This window comes from Streptomyces sp. JNUCC 63 (genome assembly GCF_054366325.1).
The window spans coordinates 3634923-3653506 of the sequence record NZ_CM135963.1; the positions used below are offsets into that span (position 1 = coordinate 3634923).

Here is an 18584-nt window from a genome sequence, read left to right on the forward strand (position 1 = left end):
GGTCGGGGCCGTTCGTCCGGATCTCAGTGCTCTCAGTCCTCGCACGAGTCGCCGCCCCCCGTCCCCGTGCTCGGCACGCCCAGCAGGCGGGCCGCCTGTGACGTCGTGGTGCCCGGTGCCGTCAGCTCCGTCCAGTGGGCCTTGACCGCCGCCGTGACGGACTGCCTCGGGCGGGCCAGCAACTCCCGTGCCACCCGGGTCTGTTCGGCACTCATCACCAACCCGGACGTCGGGCTCAGTACGTACGCCCCGCCCTCGATGCTGTCGTCGATCCTGACGTTGCGCAGGGTGGTGAGCGGGTGGGGGTCATTGCCGAGGGCGAGCCACATGACGGTGACCACCCTGCCGTCGCACACCCGGCCGCCGGCCCTCTCGTCGCCCGCCACCAGCACCGAGGCGAGACCGACCGCGTACTCGGGGATGCGGTTGCCGCCCCAGCGGGTGCCGACGGTGACCGTGTCGGGGGTGGTGAGCGGGGCGTAGGAGGAGTCGCCCTCCAGCCCGTAGCGGGCCTCGACACGCTGTCGTACGGTCAGCCGGCGGTCGGCGGCGGTGCCGCCCGCGAGGGACTGGACGCGGGCGGTCACCTCCGCCCAGGCCGCGGTGCGGCCGGTCCACTCGGGCAGGGCGCAGTACGTCGCCGTGCCGCGTACGGTGCAGGACTCGACCTGCTCGGGGGTCTTCGACACCTTCACGCGGGCCGCCTGGAGCGCGGCGGACGGGCCCGGGGACTGGCCGGCGACTCCGGCGGCCGTGGCGGCGAGCGCCACGGCGGTCACCGCCTTGACGCGGACGCCGCGGCCCCCGCTGAGCAGCAGCGCCGCGCACAGCAGGGTCGCGACGAGGCCGGTCAGGTAGAGCGCGTGCCAGGCGGCGGGGCGGCCCACCAGGTCGGAGGGGAACGGGTCGCCGCCCGTCTCCGTCACGACCGGGGCGAGCCACTGCGACCAGTGGGCTCCGTCCGCCAGCGCCTGGACGTACGTGCTGCCGACGTAGACGGCGACCACGAGAAGCAGGGCGGCGAAGGGGGACGGGATCAGGCGGGCCAGCAGCACGCCCGCGACGCCGCACAGCAGCACCGCCAGCGGGGCCACCGCGAGTTCGAAGAGCGAGCCGTGGCCGACCGCGCCGGGCTTCAGCGCCGCCCAGCCGAACCGTACGGCGACGACCAGCGCGGTGAACAGCGCGAACGGGACGACGGAGAGCGCGTGCGCCAGGGTGCGCCGCCAGGGCTCCATGACGAGCACGTCGAAGTGCCGGTCGGTGCCCCGGCGGCGGGAGCGCAGCACGGCCCGGTTGGCGCAGACGAACAGGGCGATGCCGAGGAGCATGGCGCCGCTCTGGGTGGCCCGGTCGGCGTCCTGGAGGGCGGGGTGGTCGTCCATGCCCTCGTGGCCGGTGAGTTCGTGCCAGCCGGGGTGGCCGGAGTACATCCGCCAGGCGGTGGCGGCGACGTACACCGCGAAGAAGAGCAGCACCGCGATCTGCTGAAGCAGTTCGCGGGCCTCGAAGCGGGCGAGGGCCAGGACCGCCCGCGCCCGAGGGCCCTCGGGCGCCTGCCCGGTGACCGCGGGGGCCGGCGAGGACACGGCTGTCGTGGTCATCGGGCCGTCGCCTCCGCCCCGGTGTCGTCGAGGGTGAGGAGGTAGCCGTCCTCCAGGGTGGGTTCGAGGAGGTCGGCGCCCTCGGGCGGGTCGCCCACGTTGCGGAAGGCGCCCGTGCCGGTGCGCCAGCCGGCGCGTGCGCCGGGGGCGCGTTCCGTGCTGCTCCACACCCGGCCGGCGGCCCGCGCGGTCAGTTCGGCGGGGGTGCCCTCGAAGCGGATGCGGCCGTGGGTCATGACGATCACGTGGTTGCAGAGCATCGCGACGTCCTCGGTCTGGTGGGTGGACAGCAGCACGGTGCGGCCCTGGCCGGTACGGGTGATCAGGTCCCGGAAGCGCATCCGCTGCTCGGGGTCGAGGCCGGCGGTGGGCTCGTCCAGGACCAGGAAGCGGGGGTCGCCGACGAGCGCGGCGGCCAGGGCGACGCGCTGCCGCATACCGCCGGACAGCCGCTTGACGCGCCGGCCGCGTACGTCGCCGAGGCCGACCTCCTCCAGCACCCGCCGCACCTCGCGGTGGCGGGCGGCGCGGTCGGTGAGCTCCTTGAGGATCGCCACGTAGTCGACGAACGCGAAGGCGCTGAAGTCCGGGTGGAAGCCGGGGTTCTGCGGCAGGTAACCGAGCGAGCGGCGCAGCGCCAGGCGGCCGGCGACGGTGGCCGGGTCGTGGCCGAGCGCGGTGAAGGCGCCCCGGTCGGCGGGCACGGCGGTGGCGAGAACCCGCAGCAGGGTGGTCTTGCCGGCCCCGTTCGGGCCGAGCAGCGCGGTGATGCCCTCCTCCAGGCGGAGCGAGACGTCGTCGAGGGCGGCCGTGCGGCCGTAGCGGAGGGTGAGCCCGGAGGCGGAGACGGTGACGGTCACGAGGAGCTCCCGTGCGAGTGGTCGGTGAAGGGTGCGGGCGCCGCCGCGAAGTCGAAGCGGTCCCGAAGGAGGAGGAGCAGTCCGGTGGCGAGGGCGGCGACCGCGGCCGCGGCGCCCTGGCCGGCCGGGGTGAACGGTGGCAGGGGAGTGTCCTCGTGGTGCGTCGTCGCGGCCACCATGAGCAGCCCGACCCACACCCCGCCGGTCAGGGCGGGCGCGAGGACCGGTCCCAGCCGGGGGGTGAGCGCGAGTCCGGTCGCGGTGAGGGCGAGCGCGGGCAGCAGCCAGGCCAGCGCCCGCAGCCCGTAGCCGGGCAGGGCCAGGGTGGCGAGCCCGTTCATGCCGAGCCCCACGGCCAGTACGGCGACCGTGCGCACGAGCACCAGCCGGAACCCGTGCATCGGGGCGACCACGGCCATCTCGTACGTCGGGTCGAGCGCGGGCCCGTACGCCAGCGCCACCCCCGCGAGCGGCAGCAGCGGCGCCAGGGCGAGGAACAGGGTGGGCGAGGTCGGTGCGCGCAGCGTGTCGGCCGCGGCGGCGGTCATGACCAGCACCGCGGTCACCGCGAGCAGCCAGGAACGGCGCAGCACGGGCGTGGCGGCCAGCAGCCGCGCGGTGTGGTCGGCCATGCCGAGCCGCAGCAGCAGCCCCTCCAGCAGTCCGGGCCGCGGCGCGTCCAGTTCGGCGTCCAGCCGCTCCCAGCCGGCGTCCAGCGCGGCCGGGTCGGCGACCGCGGTGAGCCGGGCCCGGCACCCGGCGCAGTCGGCGAGGTGGGCGTCGGCGGACCACAGCAGCGGTGGGGCCAGCTCGCCGCGGTCGTAGGCGCACAGGTCCTCCTCGGTCACGTGCCAGGCCGGACGAGCGTGCCGGGGACCGGTGTGCCCGCCCATGCTTTCCGGAGGGTTCATGTCACCGCTCATGCCAGCGCCTCCCGCAGTTGCTTGCGGGCGCGCAGGGCCCGCGTCTTGACCGTGCCGGGCGGAATACCGAGCAGCACGGCCGCCTCCCGGGTGGTGAGCCCGTCGATCACCGTCGCCTGCAGAACCGCACGCAGTTCCGGCGAGAGCCGGGTGAGGGCGCCCGCGAGGTCCCCGTGCTCGACCCCCGCGAGCACGCGTTCCTCCGCGGACGCCTCGTCGCGGTGGCGCAGCCGGGTCAGCGCCTGCCGCAGCCGGCCGCGCGCCCCGTCGCCGCGCAGCGCGTCGATCAGCCGCCGCGCGCCGATCCGCCACAACCAGCCGGCTGCGTCCTCGGAGTAGCCGTCCTCGCGGTAGCGGGCCTTGCCCCGCCAGATGGCGAGAAAGGTCTCCTGGACCACGTCGTCGACCATCGCGGGGTCGGCGCAGCGGCCGCGCAGCCGTGCGGTCAGCCAGGGCGCGTACCGCCGGTACAGCTCCTCGAAGGCGCGCCGGTCCCCGTCCGCCGCGACGGCCCGCAGCAGCTCCCCGTCGCTTCTTGTTGTGCTCACGTCTCCTCATCGGACGGGCCCCGCCGTTCGGTTCATCCGGCGGCGCACGGCTCTCCGGCGGGCCCGGCGCCTTCTCGCCGCACGCGCAGGGCATCCTCACGTACGGGGACGCGCGGCGGAACGGTCACGGGTGATCCCCGCGAGCCGTCCCCCGGTGTCCCGCACGTCATGTCTCCGTAACCGCTGATTCAGACAGGCTTGCGACGCTCGGCCAATGAAGCCCGCCGTGCCCGAGCCCGAGCCGCCCCCCGTGGGGGCCGCCGCCGTGCTCCCGCCCGCGCTTTCCGACGCGACGGTCCCGCGCCGCGCGCGGAAGAATGGGTTCATGAGCCAGCCAGACGCCCAGGCAGCGCAGCCGCACCCGTCCTCCACGCCCCTCGCGGGAGGCCCGGCGGGCCACAGCACTCTGCAGAACCCGCAGCCCTCCGTGGGCTCCATCGCCGCGCACCGTCCGCACACCGTGGCGGCCGCGGTCTCCGACCTGGCACCGGACATCGACGCCGACCTCGACGGCTACGTGGAGTCGCCGGCCGAGGGCGAGCAGTTGCCGCAGGGCCGCTTCCTGGACCGGGAGCGCAGCTGGCTCGCCTTCAACGAGCGCGTCCTGGAACTCGCCGAGGACCCGGACACGCCCCTGCTGGAGCGCGCGAACTTCCTCGCGATCTTCGCCAGCAACCTGGACGAGTACTTCATGGTCCGGGTCGCCGGCCTGAAGCGCCGCATCGCCACCGGCGTCGCCACCCCGTCCGCCTCCGGGCTGCAGCCGCGCGAGGTGCTGGAGATGATCTGGGCTCGCTCGCGCGAGCTCATGGCCCGGCACGCCGCCTGCTTCCACGAGGACGTCGCCCCCGCGCTCGCGGGGGAGGGCCTCCACCTGGTCCGCTGGGGCGAGCTCACGGAGAAGGAGCAGGCCCGCCTGTTCACGCTCTTCCGGCAGCGCATCTTCCCCGTGCTGACCCCGCTGGCCGTCGACCCCGCGCACCCCTTCCCGTACATCTCCGGCCTGTCCCTGAACCTGGCCGTCGTCGTACGCAACCCGGTCACCGACCACCGTCACTTCGCCCGCGTCAAGGTGCCGCCGCTGCTGAACCGCTTCCTGGAGAGCTCCCCGGGCCGCTACGTCCCCCTGGAGGACGTCATCGCCGCCCACCTGGAGGAGCTGTTCCCGGGCATGGAGATCCTGGAGCACCACACCTTCCGGCTCACCCGCAACGAGGACCTGGAGGTCGAGGAGGACGACGCCGAGAACCTGCTCCAGGCCCTGGAGAAGGAGCTCATGCGGCGCCGCTTCGGGCCGCCGGTGCGCCTGGAGGTCGAGGAGTCCATTGACCGCGAGGTGCTCGACCTGCTGGTGCGCGAGCTGAAGATCGGCGAGGCCGAGGTGTACCCGCTGCCCGGCCCCCTGGACCTCACCGGCCTCTTCCGCATCCACGGCCTCGACCGGCCCGAGCTGAAGTACCCCAAGTTCATCGCCGGCATCAACCGGGAACTGGCGGAGGTGGAATCCGCCTCGGCCCCCGACATCTTCGCGGCACTGCGCAGCCGGGACGTGCTCCTGCACCACCCCTACGACTCCTTCTCGACCTCCGTCCAGGCCTTCCTGGAGCAGGCCGCCGCCGACCCGGACGTGCTTGCGATCAAGCAGACCCTGTACCGGACCTCGGGCGACTCCCCCATAGTCGACGCGCTCATCGACGCCGCCGAGTCCGGCAAGCAGGTCCTCGTCCTGGTCGAGCTGAAGGCCCGCTTCGACGAGCAGGCCAACATCAAGTGGGCGCGCAAGCTGGAGGAGGCCGGCTGCCACGTCGTCTACGGCCTGGTCGGCCTGAAGACCCACTGCAAGCTGTCCCTGGTGGTCCGCCAGGAGGGCGACGACACGCTACGGCGCTACAGCCACGTCGGCACCGGCAACTACCACCCGAAGACGGCGCGCCTCTACGAGGACCTCGGCCTGCTCACCGCCGACCCGCAGGTCGGCGCCGACCTCTCCGACCTGTTCAACCGCCTCTCCGGCTACTCCCGCCGCGAGACCTACCGGCGGCTGCTCGTCGCCCCCAAGTCCCTGCGGGACGGTCTCGTCTCGCGGATCAACAAGGAGGTCCAGCACCACCGCGCCGGGCGTCCCGCCTTCATCCGCATCAAGGTCAACTCGATGGTCGACGAGGCGATCATCGACGCTCTCTACAGCGCGTCCCGGGCGGGGGTACCGGTCGACGTGTGGGTGCGCGGCATCTGCGCCCTGCGCCCCGGCGTGCCCGGCCTGTCAGAGAACATCCGCGTCCGCTCGATCCTCGGCCGCTTCCTCGAACACTCCCGCGTCTTCGCCTTCGGCAACGGCGGGGAGCCCGAGGTGTGGATCGGCAGCGCCGACATGATGCACCGCAACCTCGACCGCCGTATCGAGGCCCTGGTCCGGGTCACCGACCCGGCCCACCGGGCAGCCCTCAACCGGCTGCTGGAGACCGGCATGTCCGACACCACCGCCTCCTGGCACCTCGGTCCGGACGGCGACTGGACCCGGCACGCGACCGATCCGGACGGCCTGCCCCTGCGCAACATCCAGGAGATGCTCATAGACGCCCGGAGGCGCCGGCGTGGCACAGCGACACCCTGACCCGACGGATCCCACGGCCACAACCGTCCCCGCCGAGGCCCTCGCGGGCTATCTGCGGGCCCAGGCCACGGAGTTCCTCCGCGCGCTGCGGCTGCACCGCGAAAGCGGCGGCGGCGCGGGGAACGGCACCCGGGAGTCCGTCGACGCGGCGTACGCCCTGCGCCGCTCGGCCCGCCGCATCAGCGGCAGCCTGCACACCTTCCGCCCCCTCCTGGAGGAGACCTGGTCGGAGGAACTGCGCCCGGAACTGGCCTGGTTGTCCGGCACCCTGGCCCGCGAACACGCCTACCAGTCCCGTCTGGAACGGCTGTTGCTGGCCTTGCACAGGCTGTCGCCCCAACAAGCCGCGGACAGTCGTGGCGCGGACCGCGGCAACCTCACAGTGGGCGCGGCGAAAGCAGCCGCCCTGCTCGACCGCCGGCTGACCCTCGCCCGCACCCGAGCCCACTCGACAGCCCTCCAGGCACTGGGCTCCTCCCGCTTCCACGCCGTCGCGGACAAGGTCGCCGTACTCGCCAGCGACGTCCCCCTCGTCCCCACCGCCGTCACCGCGGACCTGACCCCCCTGGCCACCGCCGCCGAGGAACGCCTGGAGGACGCCGTCGCCGCGCTCCCCCTCGTCACCGCCGGCAGCCCGTACAACGCGGAGGCCCTGATCCACGGCCTCTCCCCGGACCCGTCCCCCCACCCGCAGGACGCCCCCTGGCACCAGGTCCGCCTGCTGCTGCGCCTGCACCGCTACGCCCGTGAGGTCGTCCACGGTTCCGACGCGCCCGTGGAGGTACGCCTGCTGGCGGCCGGCCAGGCCCTCGACCGGCACCGCGACGCCTCGGAGGCGGCGGCCGCGGCGGCCGCGGCGGCCCGCACTCCGCGCATCGCCCCGGCGACGGCGTACGCGCTCGGCGTGCTCCACGCCGACCAGCGGCACGAGGTGGAGGCGGCCAGGTTCGCCTTCCAGCAGTCGTGGCAGAAGCAGGCCGTCGGCGCCAACTGACAGGTGGTGAGGCACCGTTGACTTCCCCGAACGACACACCGGACACTCCTGTCCTGGCGGCCGGCTGCGTGCTGTGGCGCCGCTCACCGCTGGACGGCGCCCTCGAAGTCTGCCTGGTGCACCGGCCGAAGTACGACGACTGGTCGCACCCCAAGGGCAAGCTCGAGCCCGGCGAGGACCCGCTCGCGGGCGCCCTGCGCGAGGTGGCCGAGGAGACGGGCTACGGCGCCGTCCCCGGCGCCGAACTGAGCACGGTGACGTACATGGCGGGCGGCCGGCCCAAACGAGTGCGCTACTGGGCCGCCGAGGCCACCACGGGCCGCTTCACGCCCAACAAGGAAGTGGACCGCGTCCTGTGGCTCCCCCCGGCCGCGGCCCGCACCCGGCTGACCCGGTCCGGCGACCGCGAACTGATCGACGAGCTGCCCGGGACCGCACACCCCGCCTAGGACGGATCAAGTCGCAGGAAACCGGCGGTCGGCTCTCAGCCTGGGTGAGCGGGGGCGATGGGGGTCCGGGGTCCCCCCTGCTCCTCAAGAGCTTGGGGGAGCGTGCAGTTGCAAGGAGGAGGGCGTCGACGCGCTGGGGTCCCCCTGCTCGAAGAACTTCGGAAAATCGGAAAATACGTGCCGGCCCCCGCGTCCGCGGCATGACCCGCCGGACAGGCCCTAAGCCGCGGCCCCGCCCACCGGGCCGCCGAGCCAGGCGTCCCGGGTGTGTCCTTCCGCGTCCGTGCGGGCCAGGCTGCGGGCTCTGCGGGCGGGGCCGCGCCAGCCGCAGGTGCAGCGGGCCAGGCAGAAGCGGCCCTGTTCGACGGTTGTCGCGCCGTGCGCCGGGCCGTCCAGGCTCTTACGGGCCTCCAGAGTGGGGGCAAGCCCCTCATAGTGCGCCACGACGACGAACGTACCCCCGTCAGGTGAACAGCAAGTTACGCGCTCCTGTGACTCCCGTGGGCGCGTGACGGGGGCCACCTGCTCGTCGTTTAACCGGACGGCAGGGGGCCCATGACGGACGTAGTGGCTGGGGGTAGGCAGGCGATGGCACAGCGGCAGCGGCGGCTGGGGGATGCCCTTGCTCGGGCACGGGTGGGCGGCGCGGTGCTCCCGGCGGCGCTGCTGGTCTGCGCGTGCGCCACGGGATGCTCCGGCGGCGCCGCCGCCGAGGGCGCGCGCGCCGCCGCCGATCCGGTGCAGACCCTGCGCCAGGCACCGGACGCGCTGCTGGAGGCGGGCAGTGCGCAGGCCCGTACGTCGATGGAGATGGCCACCGGCGGGACCCGCGTGACGATCCGCGGCGAGGGGGCCTACGACTTCCGCGGGCAGCGCGGACGGCTGACGCTGGTGCTGCCGCAGGACCCGACCGGGGCCGCCGAGCACGTGCCGATCACCGAACTCCTCGCGCCCGGCGCCCTGTTCATGAAGAATCGGGGAGCCGGTGTGCCCGCCGACAAGTGGGTGCGGATCGACACGGCCACGCTCGTCGACGGCAACCTGGTCACCGGCGGCGCCACCGACCCGTACGCCGCCGCCGAGGTCCTGCGCGGCACGCGCACGGCGGCGTTCGTCGGCAGGACCGAGGTCGCCGGGGTCGCGGTACTGCACTACCGGGGCACCGCCGACCTGGCCCTGGCCGCCAAGAGCGCCTCGGCCGACGACGAGGCGGCGCTGAAGGCGGCGGCGAAAGGGTTCGCCACGGCCACGGTTCCGTTCGACGTCTACCTCGACGACCAGGGACGCATCCGGAAGATCCGGCAGAGCTTCGCCTTTGTCAACGGGCAGCGGGGCCGCACCGTGGCCGTCCACTCGACCACGCTGCTGTACGCCTTCGGGACCCCGGTGACCGTGATGCTGCCGAGGGCGCAGGACATCTACACCGGCCGGATCGCCGAAAAATAAGGCAGTGAGCCGGTGTGACCCCCGAATCAGCCGGGAAATGACCGGCGAACTAGCCCTTCCGTGCCATGCGCGGCGCGTAGACCGCTCCCTACCCTAGGAAGTCGGCAACGGCAGGGAAGAGGTGATGCACGTGGCTCCGGTTCGCGGTACGGCGGTTCAGGACCACGTGGCTCTCGCCGAGATAGAGCTGTGCGGAGACCTGATCATCGCGGCTTCGGAGGCCGAGGAGCGGCTCAGTCTGGAAAGCATCGACGAGGTGCTGCGGGTGGCCGAGGAGCGCGAGACCGGCACCGACAGGTGAGCCTCAGGTCCGCAGCAGCCGCCCGATCGCCTTCGTGGCCTCCTCCACCTTCGCGTCGATCTCCGAGCCGCCCTTGAGGGCCGCGTCGGCGACGCAGTGTCGCAGGTGTTCCTCCAGCAGCTGCAGGGCGAAGGACTGCAGGGCCTTGGTGGAGGCGGACACCTGGGTGAGTATGTCGATGCAGTAGACGTCCTCGTCGACCATCCGCTGCAGCCCGCGGATCTGACCCTCGATCCGGCGCAGCCGCTTGACGTGCTCGTCCTTCTGCTTGTGGTAACCGTGCGTGACGGTCTCGTGCCCGCCGCCTTCGGAGGGCGCCGGCGCGCCGGCCTCAGTGGTCGTCATCGCGTCCTCTCCTTCGGACCGTACGGAACAGAAACGCAGAGACATACCCCTGCCGGGTATATCGTAACGAACTCCACGGGGTAACAGGACCCTTGGCATGCCCCCGTGCGGAGCACCGTGCCTGATGGGCGACACTGGGGGACGGCCCCTTAGCCGTGGCCGGATGATGTGCTTAGCATCAGCCTGACCGAAACCGAAGCACCCCGAGGACCCCACGTGCGCTTTCGTCTGACCCCCAGGGAGACGAGCTTCTACGACATGTTCGCCGCGTCCGCGGACAACATCGTCACGGGCTCGAAACTCCTGATGGAACTGCTCGGGGCGGACAACTCCGCCCGGGCCGAGATCGCAGAGCGTATGCGGGCCGCGGAACACGCAGGTGACGACGCCACGCACGCGATCTTCCACCAGCTGAACTCCTCCTTCATCACGCCCTTCGACCGCGAGGACATCTACGCCCTCGCCTCCTCCCTCGACGACATCATGGACTTCATGGAGGAGGCCGTCGACCTGGTCGTCCTCTACAACATCGAGGAACTGCCCAAGGGCGTCGAGCAGCAGATCGAGGTCCTGGCCAGAGCGGCGGAGCTGACGGCCGAGGCCATGCCGCACCTGCGGACCATGGAGAACCTCACCGAGTACTGGATCGAGGTGAACCGCCTGGAGAACCAGGCGGACCAGATCCACCGCAAGCTCCTCGCACACCTGTTCAACGGCAAGTACGACGCGATCGAGGTGCTCAAGCTCAAGCAGATCGTGGACGTACTGGAAGAGGCGGCGGACGCCTTCGAGCACGTGGCCAACACGGTGGAGACCATCGCGGTCAAGGAGTCCTGAGGCGTCGATGGACACCTTCGCGCTGATCCTGACCATCCTGGTCGCCCTCGGCTTCGCCTACACCAACGGCTTCCACGACTCGGCCAACGCCATCGCGACATCGGTGTCGACCCGCGCGCTCACCCCGCGGGCCGCCCTGGCGATGGCCGCGGCGATGAACCTCCTCGGCGCCTTCCTGGGCAGCGGGGTCGCCAAGACCGTCAGTGAGGGTCTGATCCAGACACCCACGGGCGGCAGGGGGATGGCCATCCTCTTCTCGGCCCTGCTCGGGGCCATCGTCTGGAACCTGATCACCTGGTACTTCGGCCTGCCCTCGTCCTCCTCGCACGCCCTGTTCGGCGGCATGGTCGGCGCGGCACTGGCGGGCGGTATCACGGTGTACTGGTCCGGCGTGCTGGACAAGATCGTCACCCCGATGTTCCTGTCGCCGATCATCGGCCTGATCGTCGGCTACCTGGTGATGACGGCGATCATGTGGATCTTCCGCCGGTCCAACCCGCACAAGGCCAAGCGCGGCTTCCGCATAGCGCAGACGGTGTCGGCGGCCGGCATGGCGCTCGGGCACGGCCTGCAGGACGCCCAGAAGACCATGGGTGTGGTGGTGATGGCGCTGGTCATCGCCGACGTGGAGAACTACGGCGACCCGATCCCGGTGTGGGTGAAGGTGGTCTCCGCCCTCATGCTGTCCCTGGGCACCTACGCGGGCGGCTGGCGCATCATGCGCACCCTGGGCCGCAAGATCATCGAGCTGGACCCGCCGCAGGGCTTCGCCGCCGAGACGACCGGCGCGTCGATCATGTTCGCCACGGCGTACCTCTTCAAGGCGCCGATCTCCACCACCCATGTGATCACCTCGGCGATCATGGGCGTGGGCGCGACGAAGCGGGTGAACGCGGTCCGCTGGGGCGTGGCCAAGAACATCGTGCTCGGCTGGTTCATCACCATGCCGGCCGCGGCGGTCGTGGCGGCCTGCGCCTTCTGGCTGATCCACCTGGCGTTCCTGTAGCCGCCGGGCCCGGTGTGGCGACACTGGAAGTATGACTGGCAAGGCACTCCTCGAAGGCGGACCGGAGGACCTCGCGGGCACCGTCGTGCCGGTGGTCCCTCCGGGACAGGAACTGAAGATCCCGCACTTCGGGGGATACGAGCACTACAAGGTCACCTCGCGCCACGAGGACAGCAAGGAGGGACAGGTCACCGTCTACCAATGGTGGGAGCGCACCGAAGTCGCCGAGTGAACGGCCGGGCGAGCGTCCCGGCCCGAGAGCCTGTCGTCGAACTCCCGCCTGCCCGGCGGCGCCCGGCACGCACTCCCCCGAGCTCTTCGAGCAGGGGGACCCCGGCTGTGTTGCCGAAACACCCCCGTGGCTCCTCCCCCAAGCTCTCGGCTCCGCTCGAGCAGGGGGACCCCCATGCCGCCGGACCCGCCCTTCGGGCGGACGACGGGAGTCCGACGACAGGTTCCGAAAAACGCGGGCCCGCCCCCGGGAGCCGGGGGCGGGCCCTTCTGCGTCCTCGCGGTGGCACCGCCATGCAGCACCGCGAGGCGTGTGGGGATCAGCCGAAGCGGCCCGAGATGTAGTCCTCGGTCGCCTGCACGGACGGGTTGGAGAAGATCCGCTCGGTGTCGTCGATCTCGACCAGCCGGCCCGGCTGGCCCACCCCGGCCAGGTTGAAGAACGCCGTACGGTCCGAGACGCGCGCCGCCTGCTGCATGTTGTGCGTCACGATGACGATCGTGAACTGTTCCTTCAGCTTGCCCATCAGGTCCTCGATGGCGAGGGTCGAGATCGGGTCCAGGGCGGAGCAGGGCTCGTCCATGAGCAGCACCTTCGGCTCGACCGCGATGGCGCGGGCGATGCACAACCGCTGCTGCTGACCGCCGGACAGGCCGGCGCCCGGCTTGTTCAGCCGGTCCTTGACCTCGGTCCAGAGGTTGGCGCCCCTGAGCGACTTCTCGACGATGTCGGCGAGCTCGCTCTTCCTGTAGTTGCCGTTCAGCCGCAGGCCCGCCGCCACGTTGTCGAAGATCGACATGGTGGGGAACGGGTTCGGCCGCTGGAAGACCATCCCCACCTCGCGGCGCACGGCCACCGGGTCCACCCCGACGCCGTACAGGTCCTCGGAGTCCAGCAGCACCTTGCCCTCGACCCGGCCGCCCGGGGTGACCTCGTGCATACGGTTGAGCGTGCGCAGGAATGTCGACTTGCCGCAGCCGGAGGGGCCGATGAACGCGGTCACCGAGCGCGGCTCGACCGTCATCGAGATGTCCTCGATCGCCTTGTGGGCGCCGTAGTAGGCGGTGAGCCCGCTCACGTCGATTCGCTTGGCCATGACTACTTCACTTCCAGTCTTCGGTCGCTGTTGGCCGCGGTCAGCGACCGGTCTTCGGGGCCTTCCAGCGGGCGATGCCGCGGGCTCCCAGGTTGAGGATCATCACGAAGGCGATCAGGGTGAGCGAGGCCGCCCACGCACGGTCGTACGCCGCACCGGAACCCACGCTGTTCGCGTACTGCTGGTAGATGTACAGCGGCAGCGAGGACTGCGCCCCCTCGAAGGGGTTCGTGTTGATGAAGGGGTTGCCGAACACCAGCAGCAGCACGGGGGCGGTCTCACCGGCGATACGGGCGACGGCCAGCACGATGCCGGTGGTGATGCCGCCGATCGAGGTCGGCAGGACCACCTTCAGGATCGTCCGCCACTTCGGCACGCCCAGGGCGAGGGACGCCTCCCGCAGCTCGTTCGGCACGAGCTTGAGCATCTCCTCCGTGGAGCGGACCACGACCGGCATCATCAGGATGGCCAGGGCCAGCGAACCGGCGAAGCCGAAGGGCTGCATCTTGAAGATCAGCATCAGGCTGAGGATGAACAGGCCCGCGACGATCGACGGGATACCGGTCATCACGTCGACGAAGAAGGTGACGGCCCGGGCCAGCTTGCCGCGCCCGTACTCCACCAGGTAGATCGCGGTGAGCACACCGATCGGCGCGCCGATCAGGGTGGCGAGGCCGACCTGCTCCAGGCTGCCGATGATGGCGTGGTAGATACCGCCGCCCGGCTCGGTGTCGGAGACCAAGCCCATCGAGTGGGTCAGGAAGTAGACGTCCAGGACCTTCACGCCGCGCTGGACGGTCGTCCAGACCAGGGAGACCAGCGGCACCAGGGCGAGCAGGAAGGCGACCCAGACGAGGCTGGTGGCGACCCGGTCCTTGGCCTGACGGCGGCCCTCCACGCGCGCGGAGACGCCGTACGTGCCGAGGATGAAGAGGACCGCCGCGATCAGCCCCCACTGGACGCGGCTGTGGAGACCGCCGAGCGTGCCGATGAGGATCGCCAGGACGAGCGCCCCGAGGGCGATGGCGTAGGGGGACCACTTGGGCAGGCTGGCGCCGCGCAGGCTGCTCGAGCGCTTTTCGGCGATGGCTGCGTGGCTCATGCGTTGGCCCCCGAGTACTCCTTGCGGCGGGCGATGATCATGCGAGCCGCGCCGTTGACCAGCAGGGTGATGACGAACAGGACCAGACCGGAGGCGATCAGCGCGTCACGGCCGAACTCCGACGCCTCGCTGAACTTGCTGGCGATGTTCTGGGCGAAGGTGCCGCCGCCCGGGTCGAGCAGACTGGCCTTGATGAGGAAGGTCGGGGAGAGCACGGTGGCGACGGCCATCGTCTCGCCGAGCGCGCGGCCGAGACCGAGCATCGAGGCGGAGATCACGCCGGAGCGGCCGAAGGGCAGCACCGACATGCGGATGACCTCCCAGCGCGTGGCGCCGAGGGCCAGGGCCGCCTCCTCGTGCATGCGCGGGACCTGACGGAAGACCTCGCGGCTGACGTTGGTGATGATCGGCAGGATCATCACCGCCAGCAGGATGCCGACGGTGAGCATCGAGCGGGCGGGGCCGCCCTCCCAGGAGAAGACGCCGGTCCAGCCGAGGTAGTCGTTGAGCCAGCCGAACAGGCCGTTCATGTGCGGAACGAGGATCAGCGCGCCCCACAGGCCGTACACGATGGACGGCACGGCGGCGAGCAGGTCGATCACATAGGCGATGGGACCGCTCAGCCGGCGCGGCGCGTAGTGCGTGAGGAAGAGCGCGATGGCGACCGCGACGGGGACCGCGATGACCATGGCGATGATCGAGGAGACCACCGTGCCGAAGGCCAGCACGGCGATGCCGAAGACCGGCGGCTGCTGGTTGGTGTTCCACTCGAAGGCGGTCAGGAAGTTGCCGTGGTCCTTGCTGATGGCCAGGGACGCGCGGTAGGTGAGGAAGACCGCGATCGCGGCCATGATCGCCAACAGCAGGATGCCCGACCCACGGGACAGACCGAGAAAGATCCGGTCTCCGGGGCGGGTGGCGCCGCGGGCCTCGCGCTTCTGCTGGGCCACGGTCGGCTGGGGGGTGTGAGGAGGCGCGTCTGCGCCTGTCTTATGTGTGGATATGTCCATCGGGATCTCCGGTCTGCGGAGACGCACTCGGCGTACGGCTCCTGGCGGCGGTGCACCGGACGGTGCGGCCCGGACCCCGGGTGGGGGCCGGGCCGCACTCGGATCAGCTCAGGTCGTCAATGGTGGTGCGGACCTTGCCGATGATCGCGTCGGGGATCGGCGCGTAGTCGTTCTCGGCGAGGATCTTCTGCCCCTCCTCGCTGGCGATGTAGCGCAGGAACGCCTTGGTGGCGGGCAGGGTGTCGGCCTTGTTGCCCTTGTCGCAGACGATCTCGTACGTGACCAGGACCATCGGGTAGGCGCCCTCGGCCTTGGTGTTGTAGTTCAGCTTCAGCGCCAGGTCCTTGCCGGTGCCGACGATCTTGGCGTCCGCGATGGCCTTGCTGGCGTTCTCGACGGTGGCCTTGACCGGGGCGGAGGCGCCCGTGTCGATGGCGACCGTGGACAGGTCCTTGGCGTACGACAGCTCGAAGTAGCCGATGGCGCCGTTGGTCTGCTTCACCTGCTGGGCCACACCGGAGGACTGCGGAGCGGCCTGGCCGCCCTGGGCCTGCCAGGCCTTGCCGCCCTCGTACTTCCAGTTGCTCGGCGCGGCGGCCTTCAGGTACTTGGTGAAGTTGTCCGTGGTGCCGGACTCGTCCGAGCGGTGGAAGGCCTGGATCTTGAGGTTGGGCAGCTTGGCGTCGGGGTTGAGCTTCTTGATCGCCGCGTCGTCCCAGTTCTTGATCTTGCTGTCGAAGATCTTGGCCAGGGTCGGGGCGTCCAGGACCAGGTCGTCGACTCCGGGGAGGTTGTAGCCGACCGCGATCGGGCCGCCGACCATCGGCAGGTCGATGCCCTGACCGCCGTCGGTGCAGATCTTCTTGGAAGCGTCGATCTCCTCGGGCTTCAGCGCGGAGTCGGAACCGGCGAAGGCGACCTGCCCCTGGGTGAACGCCGTGATACCGGCGCCGGAGCCGCCGCCCTTGTAGTTGATCTGCACGCCACAGGCCTGGCTGAACTGCTTCACCCAGGCGTCGATCGCGTTCTTCTGCGCCGAGGAGCCGTCCGCCAGCAGCTGGCCCTTGGCGTCATCGCACTTGACGGAGCTGTTGGAGGCGGTGGTGCTGCCGCCGCCGGCGTTGTTCTTGCCGCCGGTTTCGTCAGAACCGCACGCCGTGAGGGCCAGGGCGCCGGAGACGGCGAGAGCGCCGAGAGCGAGTGCCCGCCGGTTCTTGCGCTGAAGCTTCACTTGAGTTCCTTCCAGGAGCCGCCGTCCTGATCGGCGGCGTGCGAAGTGTGGGCGACGCCGATGCGTCGAGATGCGCATCAGCACCGGGTAAGGCCGAAATTAGGCAGAACAGGTGAAGCCGCTGATGGCCGTAAGTGAACGAGGGGTGAACCCCTGTCGAAAGTGCGGTGAGGTCACGGAATGCTCACGGGGAGAGCACGTGGAGGTTCCGGCAGCCGACTTTACGCCGCCGGGATCCCGGTTCCGCGCGGGACACCTGACCCCGTGGAACCCGGTCCCGTGGAACCCTCCGGGCCGGGTCGCCGTCTCGCTCCTCGGGAGACGACGGGAGAGGCCGGGAGGGGCGGGCATGGAACGGCGGACGTTCATCGGGGGCGGCGCGGCGGCGGTCGCGGCGGTCGCCACGGCCGGGTGCGTCGGCGGCAAGGACGGGGCCCCGGGCGGCACGGCCCGCACCACTGCCGCCGGGACCTCCGCGTCCTCCGCCCCGTCCGGTACGGCACTGAGAACCACCGGCGCCGCGGCCGCCGCCAACTGGGCAGCGCTCGCCCGGGCGTTGGACGGCACCCTGCTCCGCCCCGGCGACGCCTCCTGGACGACGGCCCGTCAGCTCTACAACACCCGCTTCGACGGCCTCAGACCCGCGGCGGTCGCGTACGTGGCCCACGCCGACGACATCCGTACGACCCTGTCCTACGCCCGCGCCCACCACCTCCGCGTCGCCATCCGCAACGGCGGCCACTCCTACGCCGGCTGGTCGTCCGGCGACGGCCGGCTCATCCTCGACGTCTCCGGACTCGACCGGGTACGGGCGAGCGGCACTTCGGCCGTGGTGGGCGCCGGGGCCAAGCTCATCGACGTCTACCGCGCGCTCACCGCGAAGGGCGTGACGATCCCCGCCGGCTCCTGCCCGACCGTCGGCGTCTCCGGCCTGGTGCTGGGCGGCGGTCACGGAGTCGTCTCCCGCGCCTACGGCCTGACCTGCGACAGCCTGACCCAGGCGACCCTCGTCACGGCGGACGGCAAGCAGCTGACCGCCAACGCCACCGAGAACAAGGACCTCTTCTGGGCCCTGCGCGGCGCCGGCAACGGCAACTTCGGCGTGGTGACCGAGCTCCGGTTCAGGACCCACCCCGCGCCCCAGGCCGTGTCGGCCTACCTGACCTGGCCGTGGGCGAGGGCGGCGGCGGTGGTGAGGGCCTGGCAGGAGTGGGGCCCCGGCCAGCCGGACGAGATCTGGTCCTCCCTGCACCTGTCGAACGCGGCGGGCGGCACACCGACCGTGTCCGTGGCCGCCTTCTCGCTGGGCACGTACGGCGAACTGCAGAACGCGGTGGACCGGCTGGCCGGAAAGACCGGCGCGCCGGCGTCCGGCGTGTCGCTCAAGCGCCACTCCTACGAGGGGGCCATGGAGGCCTACGCCGGCTGCTCGTCCTTCCCGGTGGACGCCCAGTGCCACCTCCCGGGCCCGACGCCCGGCCGCTCCCCGCGGGGCAGGCTCGGCCGCGAGACCTACGCGGCCCGCTCGGACTTCTTCGACCGCTCCCTCGGCGCGGCCGGCATCCAGACACTGCTGGCTCACATACGGTCGGTCCGGGGCGGCGCAGGCAGCGTCGCGCTCACCGCGCTCGGCGGGGCGGTCAACCGGGTCTCCCCGACGGCGACGGCCTTCGTCCACCGCCGCTCACGGATGCTGGCGCAGTACATCGTCTCCTGGCGCCCCGGCACGACAGGCTCGCCGGCCCAGTCCTGGCTGGCCTCGACCCACAGCGCGATGCGGCCGTACGCCTCCGGCGCGGCGTACCAGAACTACACCGACCCCACGCTCACGAACTGGCGCACGGCGTACTACGGCGACGCGGCGACACGCCTGACGAAGCTGAAGCAGCAGTACGATCCGGCGCGGTTCTTCACGTACCCACAGGGTCTGTAGACCCGCCGTGGCGTGGCTGCGGGCAGTCGTGCCTCCCCCGAGCTCTTCGAGCA

At 71.5% G+C, this 18584-nt stretch carries 19 protein-coding genes; 9 read left to right on the forward strand and 10 right to left on the reverse strand.

Annotated features, from left to right (window positions below; translation table 11 throughout):
* Positions 1-32: 32 nt before the first annotated feature.
* Genes ACX25U_RS16595 through ACX25U_RS16610 form a run of 4 tightly spaced genes read right to left on the reverse strand, consistent with a single transcriptional unit; the run spans position 33 to position 3935 of the window.
* Positions 33-1604, reverse strand: coding sequence for an ABC transporter permease (locus tag ACX25U_RS16595; protein WP_454392890.1), 1572 nt, complete (start codon positions 1602-1604; stop codon positions 33-35).
* Entirely contained in the window at positions 1601-2464 is an 864-nt protein-coding gene (locus ACX25U_RS16600) for an ABC transporter ATP-binding protein (RefSeq protein WP_454392892.1), read from the reverse strand. The genes ACX25U_RS16595 and ACX25U_RS16600 overlap by 4 nt, the downstream gene beginning before the upstream one ends.
* Positions 2461-3357 carry a zf-HC2 domain-containing protein gene (locus ACX25U_RS16605; protein WP_454394314.1) on the reverse strand — a complete coding sequence of 299 codons (897 nt, stop codon included), beginning with the start codon at positions 3355-3357 and terminating at the stop codon, positions 2461-2463. The genes ACX25U_RS16600 and ACX25U_RS16605 overlap by 4 nt, the downstream gene beginning before the upstream one ends.
* A gap of 26 nt (positions 3358-3383) precedes the next feature.
* A complete protein-coding gene (locus ACX25U_RS16610) occupies positions 3384-3935 on the reverse strand; it encodes an RNA polymerase sigma factor (protein WP_454392894.1) in 552 nt (183 codons plus the stop codon).
* Positions 3936-4149: 214 nt separating this feature from the next.
* Here ACX25U_RS16610 and ACX25U_RS16615 point away from each other — a divergent pair, with 214 nt between their 5' ends.
* Genes ACX25U_RS16615 through ACX25U_RS16625 form a run of 3 tightly spaced genes read left to right on the forward strand, consistent with a single transcriptional unit; the run spans position 4150 to position 7992 of the window.
* Complete coding sequence (locus ACX25U_RS16615) at positions 4150-6549, forward strand: RNA degradosome polyphosphate kinase (protein ID WP_454392896.1); 2400 nt, start codon at positions 4150-4152, stop codon at positions 6547-6549.
* Positions 6530-7543 (forward strand): CHAD domain-containing protein, encoded by a 1014-nt coding sequence (locus tag ACX25U_RS16620; protein ID WP_454392898.1) that lies wholly within the window; start codon positions 6530-6532, stop codon positions 7541-7543. Before ACX25U_RS16615 ends, ACX25U_RS16620 begins: the two co-directional genes overlap by 20 nt.
* Before the next feature lie 17 nt (positions 7544-7560).
* Positions 7561-7992 (forward strand): NUDIX hydrolase, encoded by a 432-nt coding sequence (locus ACX25U_RS16625; RefSeq protein ID WP_454392900.1) that lies wholly within the window; start codon positions 7561-7563, stop codon positions 7990-7992.
* 219 nt (positions 7993-8211) lie between these two features.
* On the opposite strand, the gene ACX25U_RS16630 is transcribed toward ACX25U_RS16625, so the two are convergent.
* Positions 8212-8406: a hypothetical protein gene (locus ACX25U_RS16630; protein ID WP_454394316.1), complete on the reverse strand. Its 195-nt coding sequence runs from the start codon at positions 8404-8406 to the stop codon at positions 8212-8214.
* A gap of 174 nt (positions 8407-8580) precedes the next feature.
* Here ACX25U_RS16630 and ACX25U_RS16635 point away from each other — a divergent pair, with 174 nt between their 5' ends.
* Positions 8581-9438, forward strand: coding sequence for a hypothetical protein (locus ACX25U_RS16635; protein ID WP_454392902.1), 858 nt, complete (start codon positions 8581-8583; stop codon positions 9436-9438).
* A 130-nt stretch (positions 9439-9568) separates the two neighbouring features.
* Positions 9569-9739: a hypothetical protein gene (locus tag ACX25U_RS16640; RefSeq protein ID WP_454394884.1), complete on the forward strand. Its 171-nt coding sequence runs from the start codon at positions 9569-9571 to the stop codon at positions 9737-9739.
* 3 nt (positions 9740-9742) lie between these two features.
* Here the strand turns inward: ACX25U_RS16640 and ACX25U_RS16645 are convergent, their stop codons facing one another.
* Complete coding sequence (locus ACX25U_RS16645) at positions 9743-10084, reverse strand: metal-sensitive transcriptional regulator (RefSeq protein WP_454392904.1); 342 nt, start codon at positions 10082-10084, stop codon at positions 9743-9745.
* A 216-nt stretch (positions 10085-10300) separates the two neighbouring features.
* On the opposite strand from ACX25U_RS16645, the gene ACX25U_RS16650 reads away from it, so the two are divergent.
* From ACX25U_RS16650 to ACX25U_RS16660, 3 genes are read left to right on the forward strand one after another with little or no spacing between them, the layout of a single operon-like run.
* Positions 10301-10921 (forward strand): DUF47 domain-containing protein, encoded by a 621-nt coding sequence (locus ACX25U_RS16650; protein ID WP_454392906.1) that lies wholly within the window; start codon positions 10301-10303, stop codon positions 10919-10921.
* A gap of 7 nt (positions 10922-10928) precedes the next feature.
* Positions 10929-11927, forward strand: coding sequence for an anion permease (locus tag ACX25U_RS16655; protein WP_454392908.1), 999 nt, complete (start codon positions 10929-10931; stop codon positions 11925-11927).
* 31 nt (positions 11928-11958) lie between these two features.
* Complete coding sequence (locus ACX25U_RS16660; RefSeq protein WP_454392910.1) at positions 11959-12159, forward strand: DUF5988 family protein; 201 nt, start codon at positions 11959-11961, stop codon at positions 12157-12159.
* A gap of 319 nt (positions 12160-12478) precedes the next feature.
* Here ACX25U_RS16660 and pstB read toward each other — a convergent pair whose 3' ends face one another.
* The 4 genes from pstB to pstS all read right to left on the reverse strand — a co-directional run bounded on the left by pstB (position 12479) and on the right by pstS (position 16598).
* Complete coding sequence (gene pstB / locus ACX25U_RS16665) at positions 12479-13255, reverse strand: phosphate ABC transporter ATP-binding protein PstB (protein WP_454392912.1); 777 nt, start codon at positions 13253-13255, stop codon at positions 12479-12481.
* A 40-nt stretch (positions 13256-13295) separates the two neighbouring features.
* Positions 13296-14357 carry a phosphate ABC transporter permease PstA gene (gene pstA / locus ACX25U_RS16670; protein ID WP_454392914.1) on the reverse strand — a complete coding sequence of 354 codons (1062 nt, stop codon included), beginning with the start codon at positions 14355-14357 and terminating at the stop codon, positions 13296-13298.
* Positions 14354-15367 carry a phosphate ABC transporter permease subunit PstC gene (pstC, locus tag ACX25U_RS16675; protein ID WP_454394318.1) on the reverse strand — a complete coding sequence of 338 codons (1014 nt, stop codon included), beginning with the start codon at positions 15365-15367 and terminating at the stop codon, positions 14354-14356. Before pstC ends, pstA begins: the two co-directional genes overlap by 4 nt.
* A gap of 103 nt (positions 15368-15470) precedes the next feature.
* The gene (gene pstS, locus ACX25U_RS16680) at positions 15471-16598 is read right to left on the reverse strand and encodes a phosphate ABC transporter substrate-binding protein PstS (RefSeq protein ID WP_454392916.1); all 1128 of its coding nucleotides are present in this window, start codon (positions 16596-16598) and stop codon (positions 15471-15473) included.
* A 349-nt stretch (positions 16599-16947) separates the two neighbouring features.
* Between pstS and ACX25U_RS16685 the strand changes: the two genes are divergently transcribed.
* A complete protein-coding gene (locus ACX25U_RS16685; protein WP_454392918.1) occupies positions 16948-18531 on the forward strand; it encodes an FAD-dependent oxidoreductase in 1584 nt (527 codons plus the stop codon).
* The last annotated feature ends 53 nt before the right edge of the window (positions 18532-18584 follow it).

Bases quoted from the DNA above. Each gene is read 5' to 3' on its own strand.
- ACX25U_RS16595 (WP_454392890.1), bottom strand. From the start codon at position 1,604: ATGACCACGACAGCCGTGTCCTCGCCGGCCCCCGCGGTCACCGGGCAG.
- ACX25U_RS16605 (WP_454394314.1), bottom strand. From the start codon at position 3,357: ATGGGCGGGCACACCGGTCCCCGGCACGCTCGTCCGGCCTGGCACGTG.
- ACX25U_RS16615 (WP_454392896.1), top strand. From the start codon at position 4,150: ATGAAGCCCGCCGTGCCCGAGCCCGAGCCGCCCCCCGTGGGGGCCGCC.
- ACX25U_RS16635 (WP_454392902.1), top strand. From the start codon at position 8,581: ATGGCACAGCGGCAGCGGCGGCTGGGGGATGCCCTTGCTCGGGCACGG.
- ACX25U_RS16645 (WP_454392904.1), bottom strand. From the start codon at position 10,084: ATGACGACCACTGAGGCCGGCGCGCCGGCGCCCTCCGAAGGCGGCGGG.
- ACX25U_RS16655 (WP_454392908.1), top strand. From the start codon at position 10,929: ATGGACACCTTCGCGCTGATCCTGACCATCCTGGTCGCCCTCGGCTTC.
- ACX25U_RS16660 (WP_454392910.1), top strand. From the start codon at position 11,959: ATGACTGGCAAGGCACTCCTCGAAGGCGGACCGGAGGACCTCGCGGGC.
- pstB (WP_454392912.1), bottom strand. From the start codon at position 13,255: ATGGCCAAGCGAATCGACGTGAGCGGGCTCACCGCCTACTACGGCGCC.
- pstA (WP_454392914.1), bottom strand. From the start codon at position 14,357: ATGAGCCACGCAGCCATCGCCGAAAAGCGCTCGAGCAGCCTGCGCGGC.
- pstC (WP_454394318.1), bottom strand. From the start codon at position 15,367: ATGGACATATCCACACATAAGACAGGCGCAGACGCGCCTCCTCACACC.
- ACX25U_RS16685 (WP_454392918.1), top strand. From the start codon at position 16,948: ATGGAACGGCGGACGTTCATCGGGGGCGGCGCGGCGGCGGTCGCGGCG.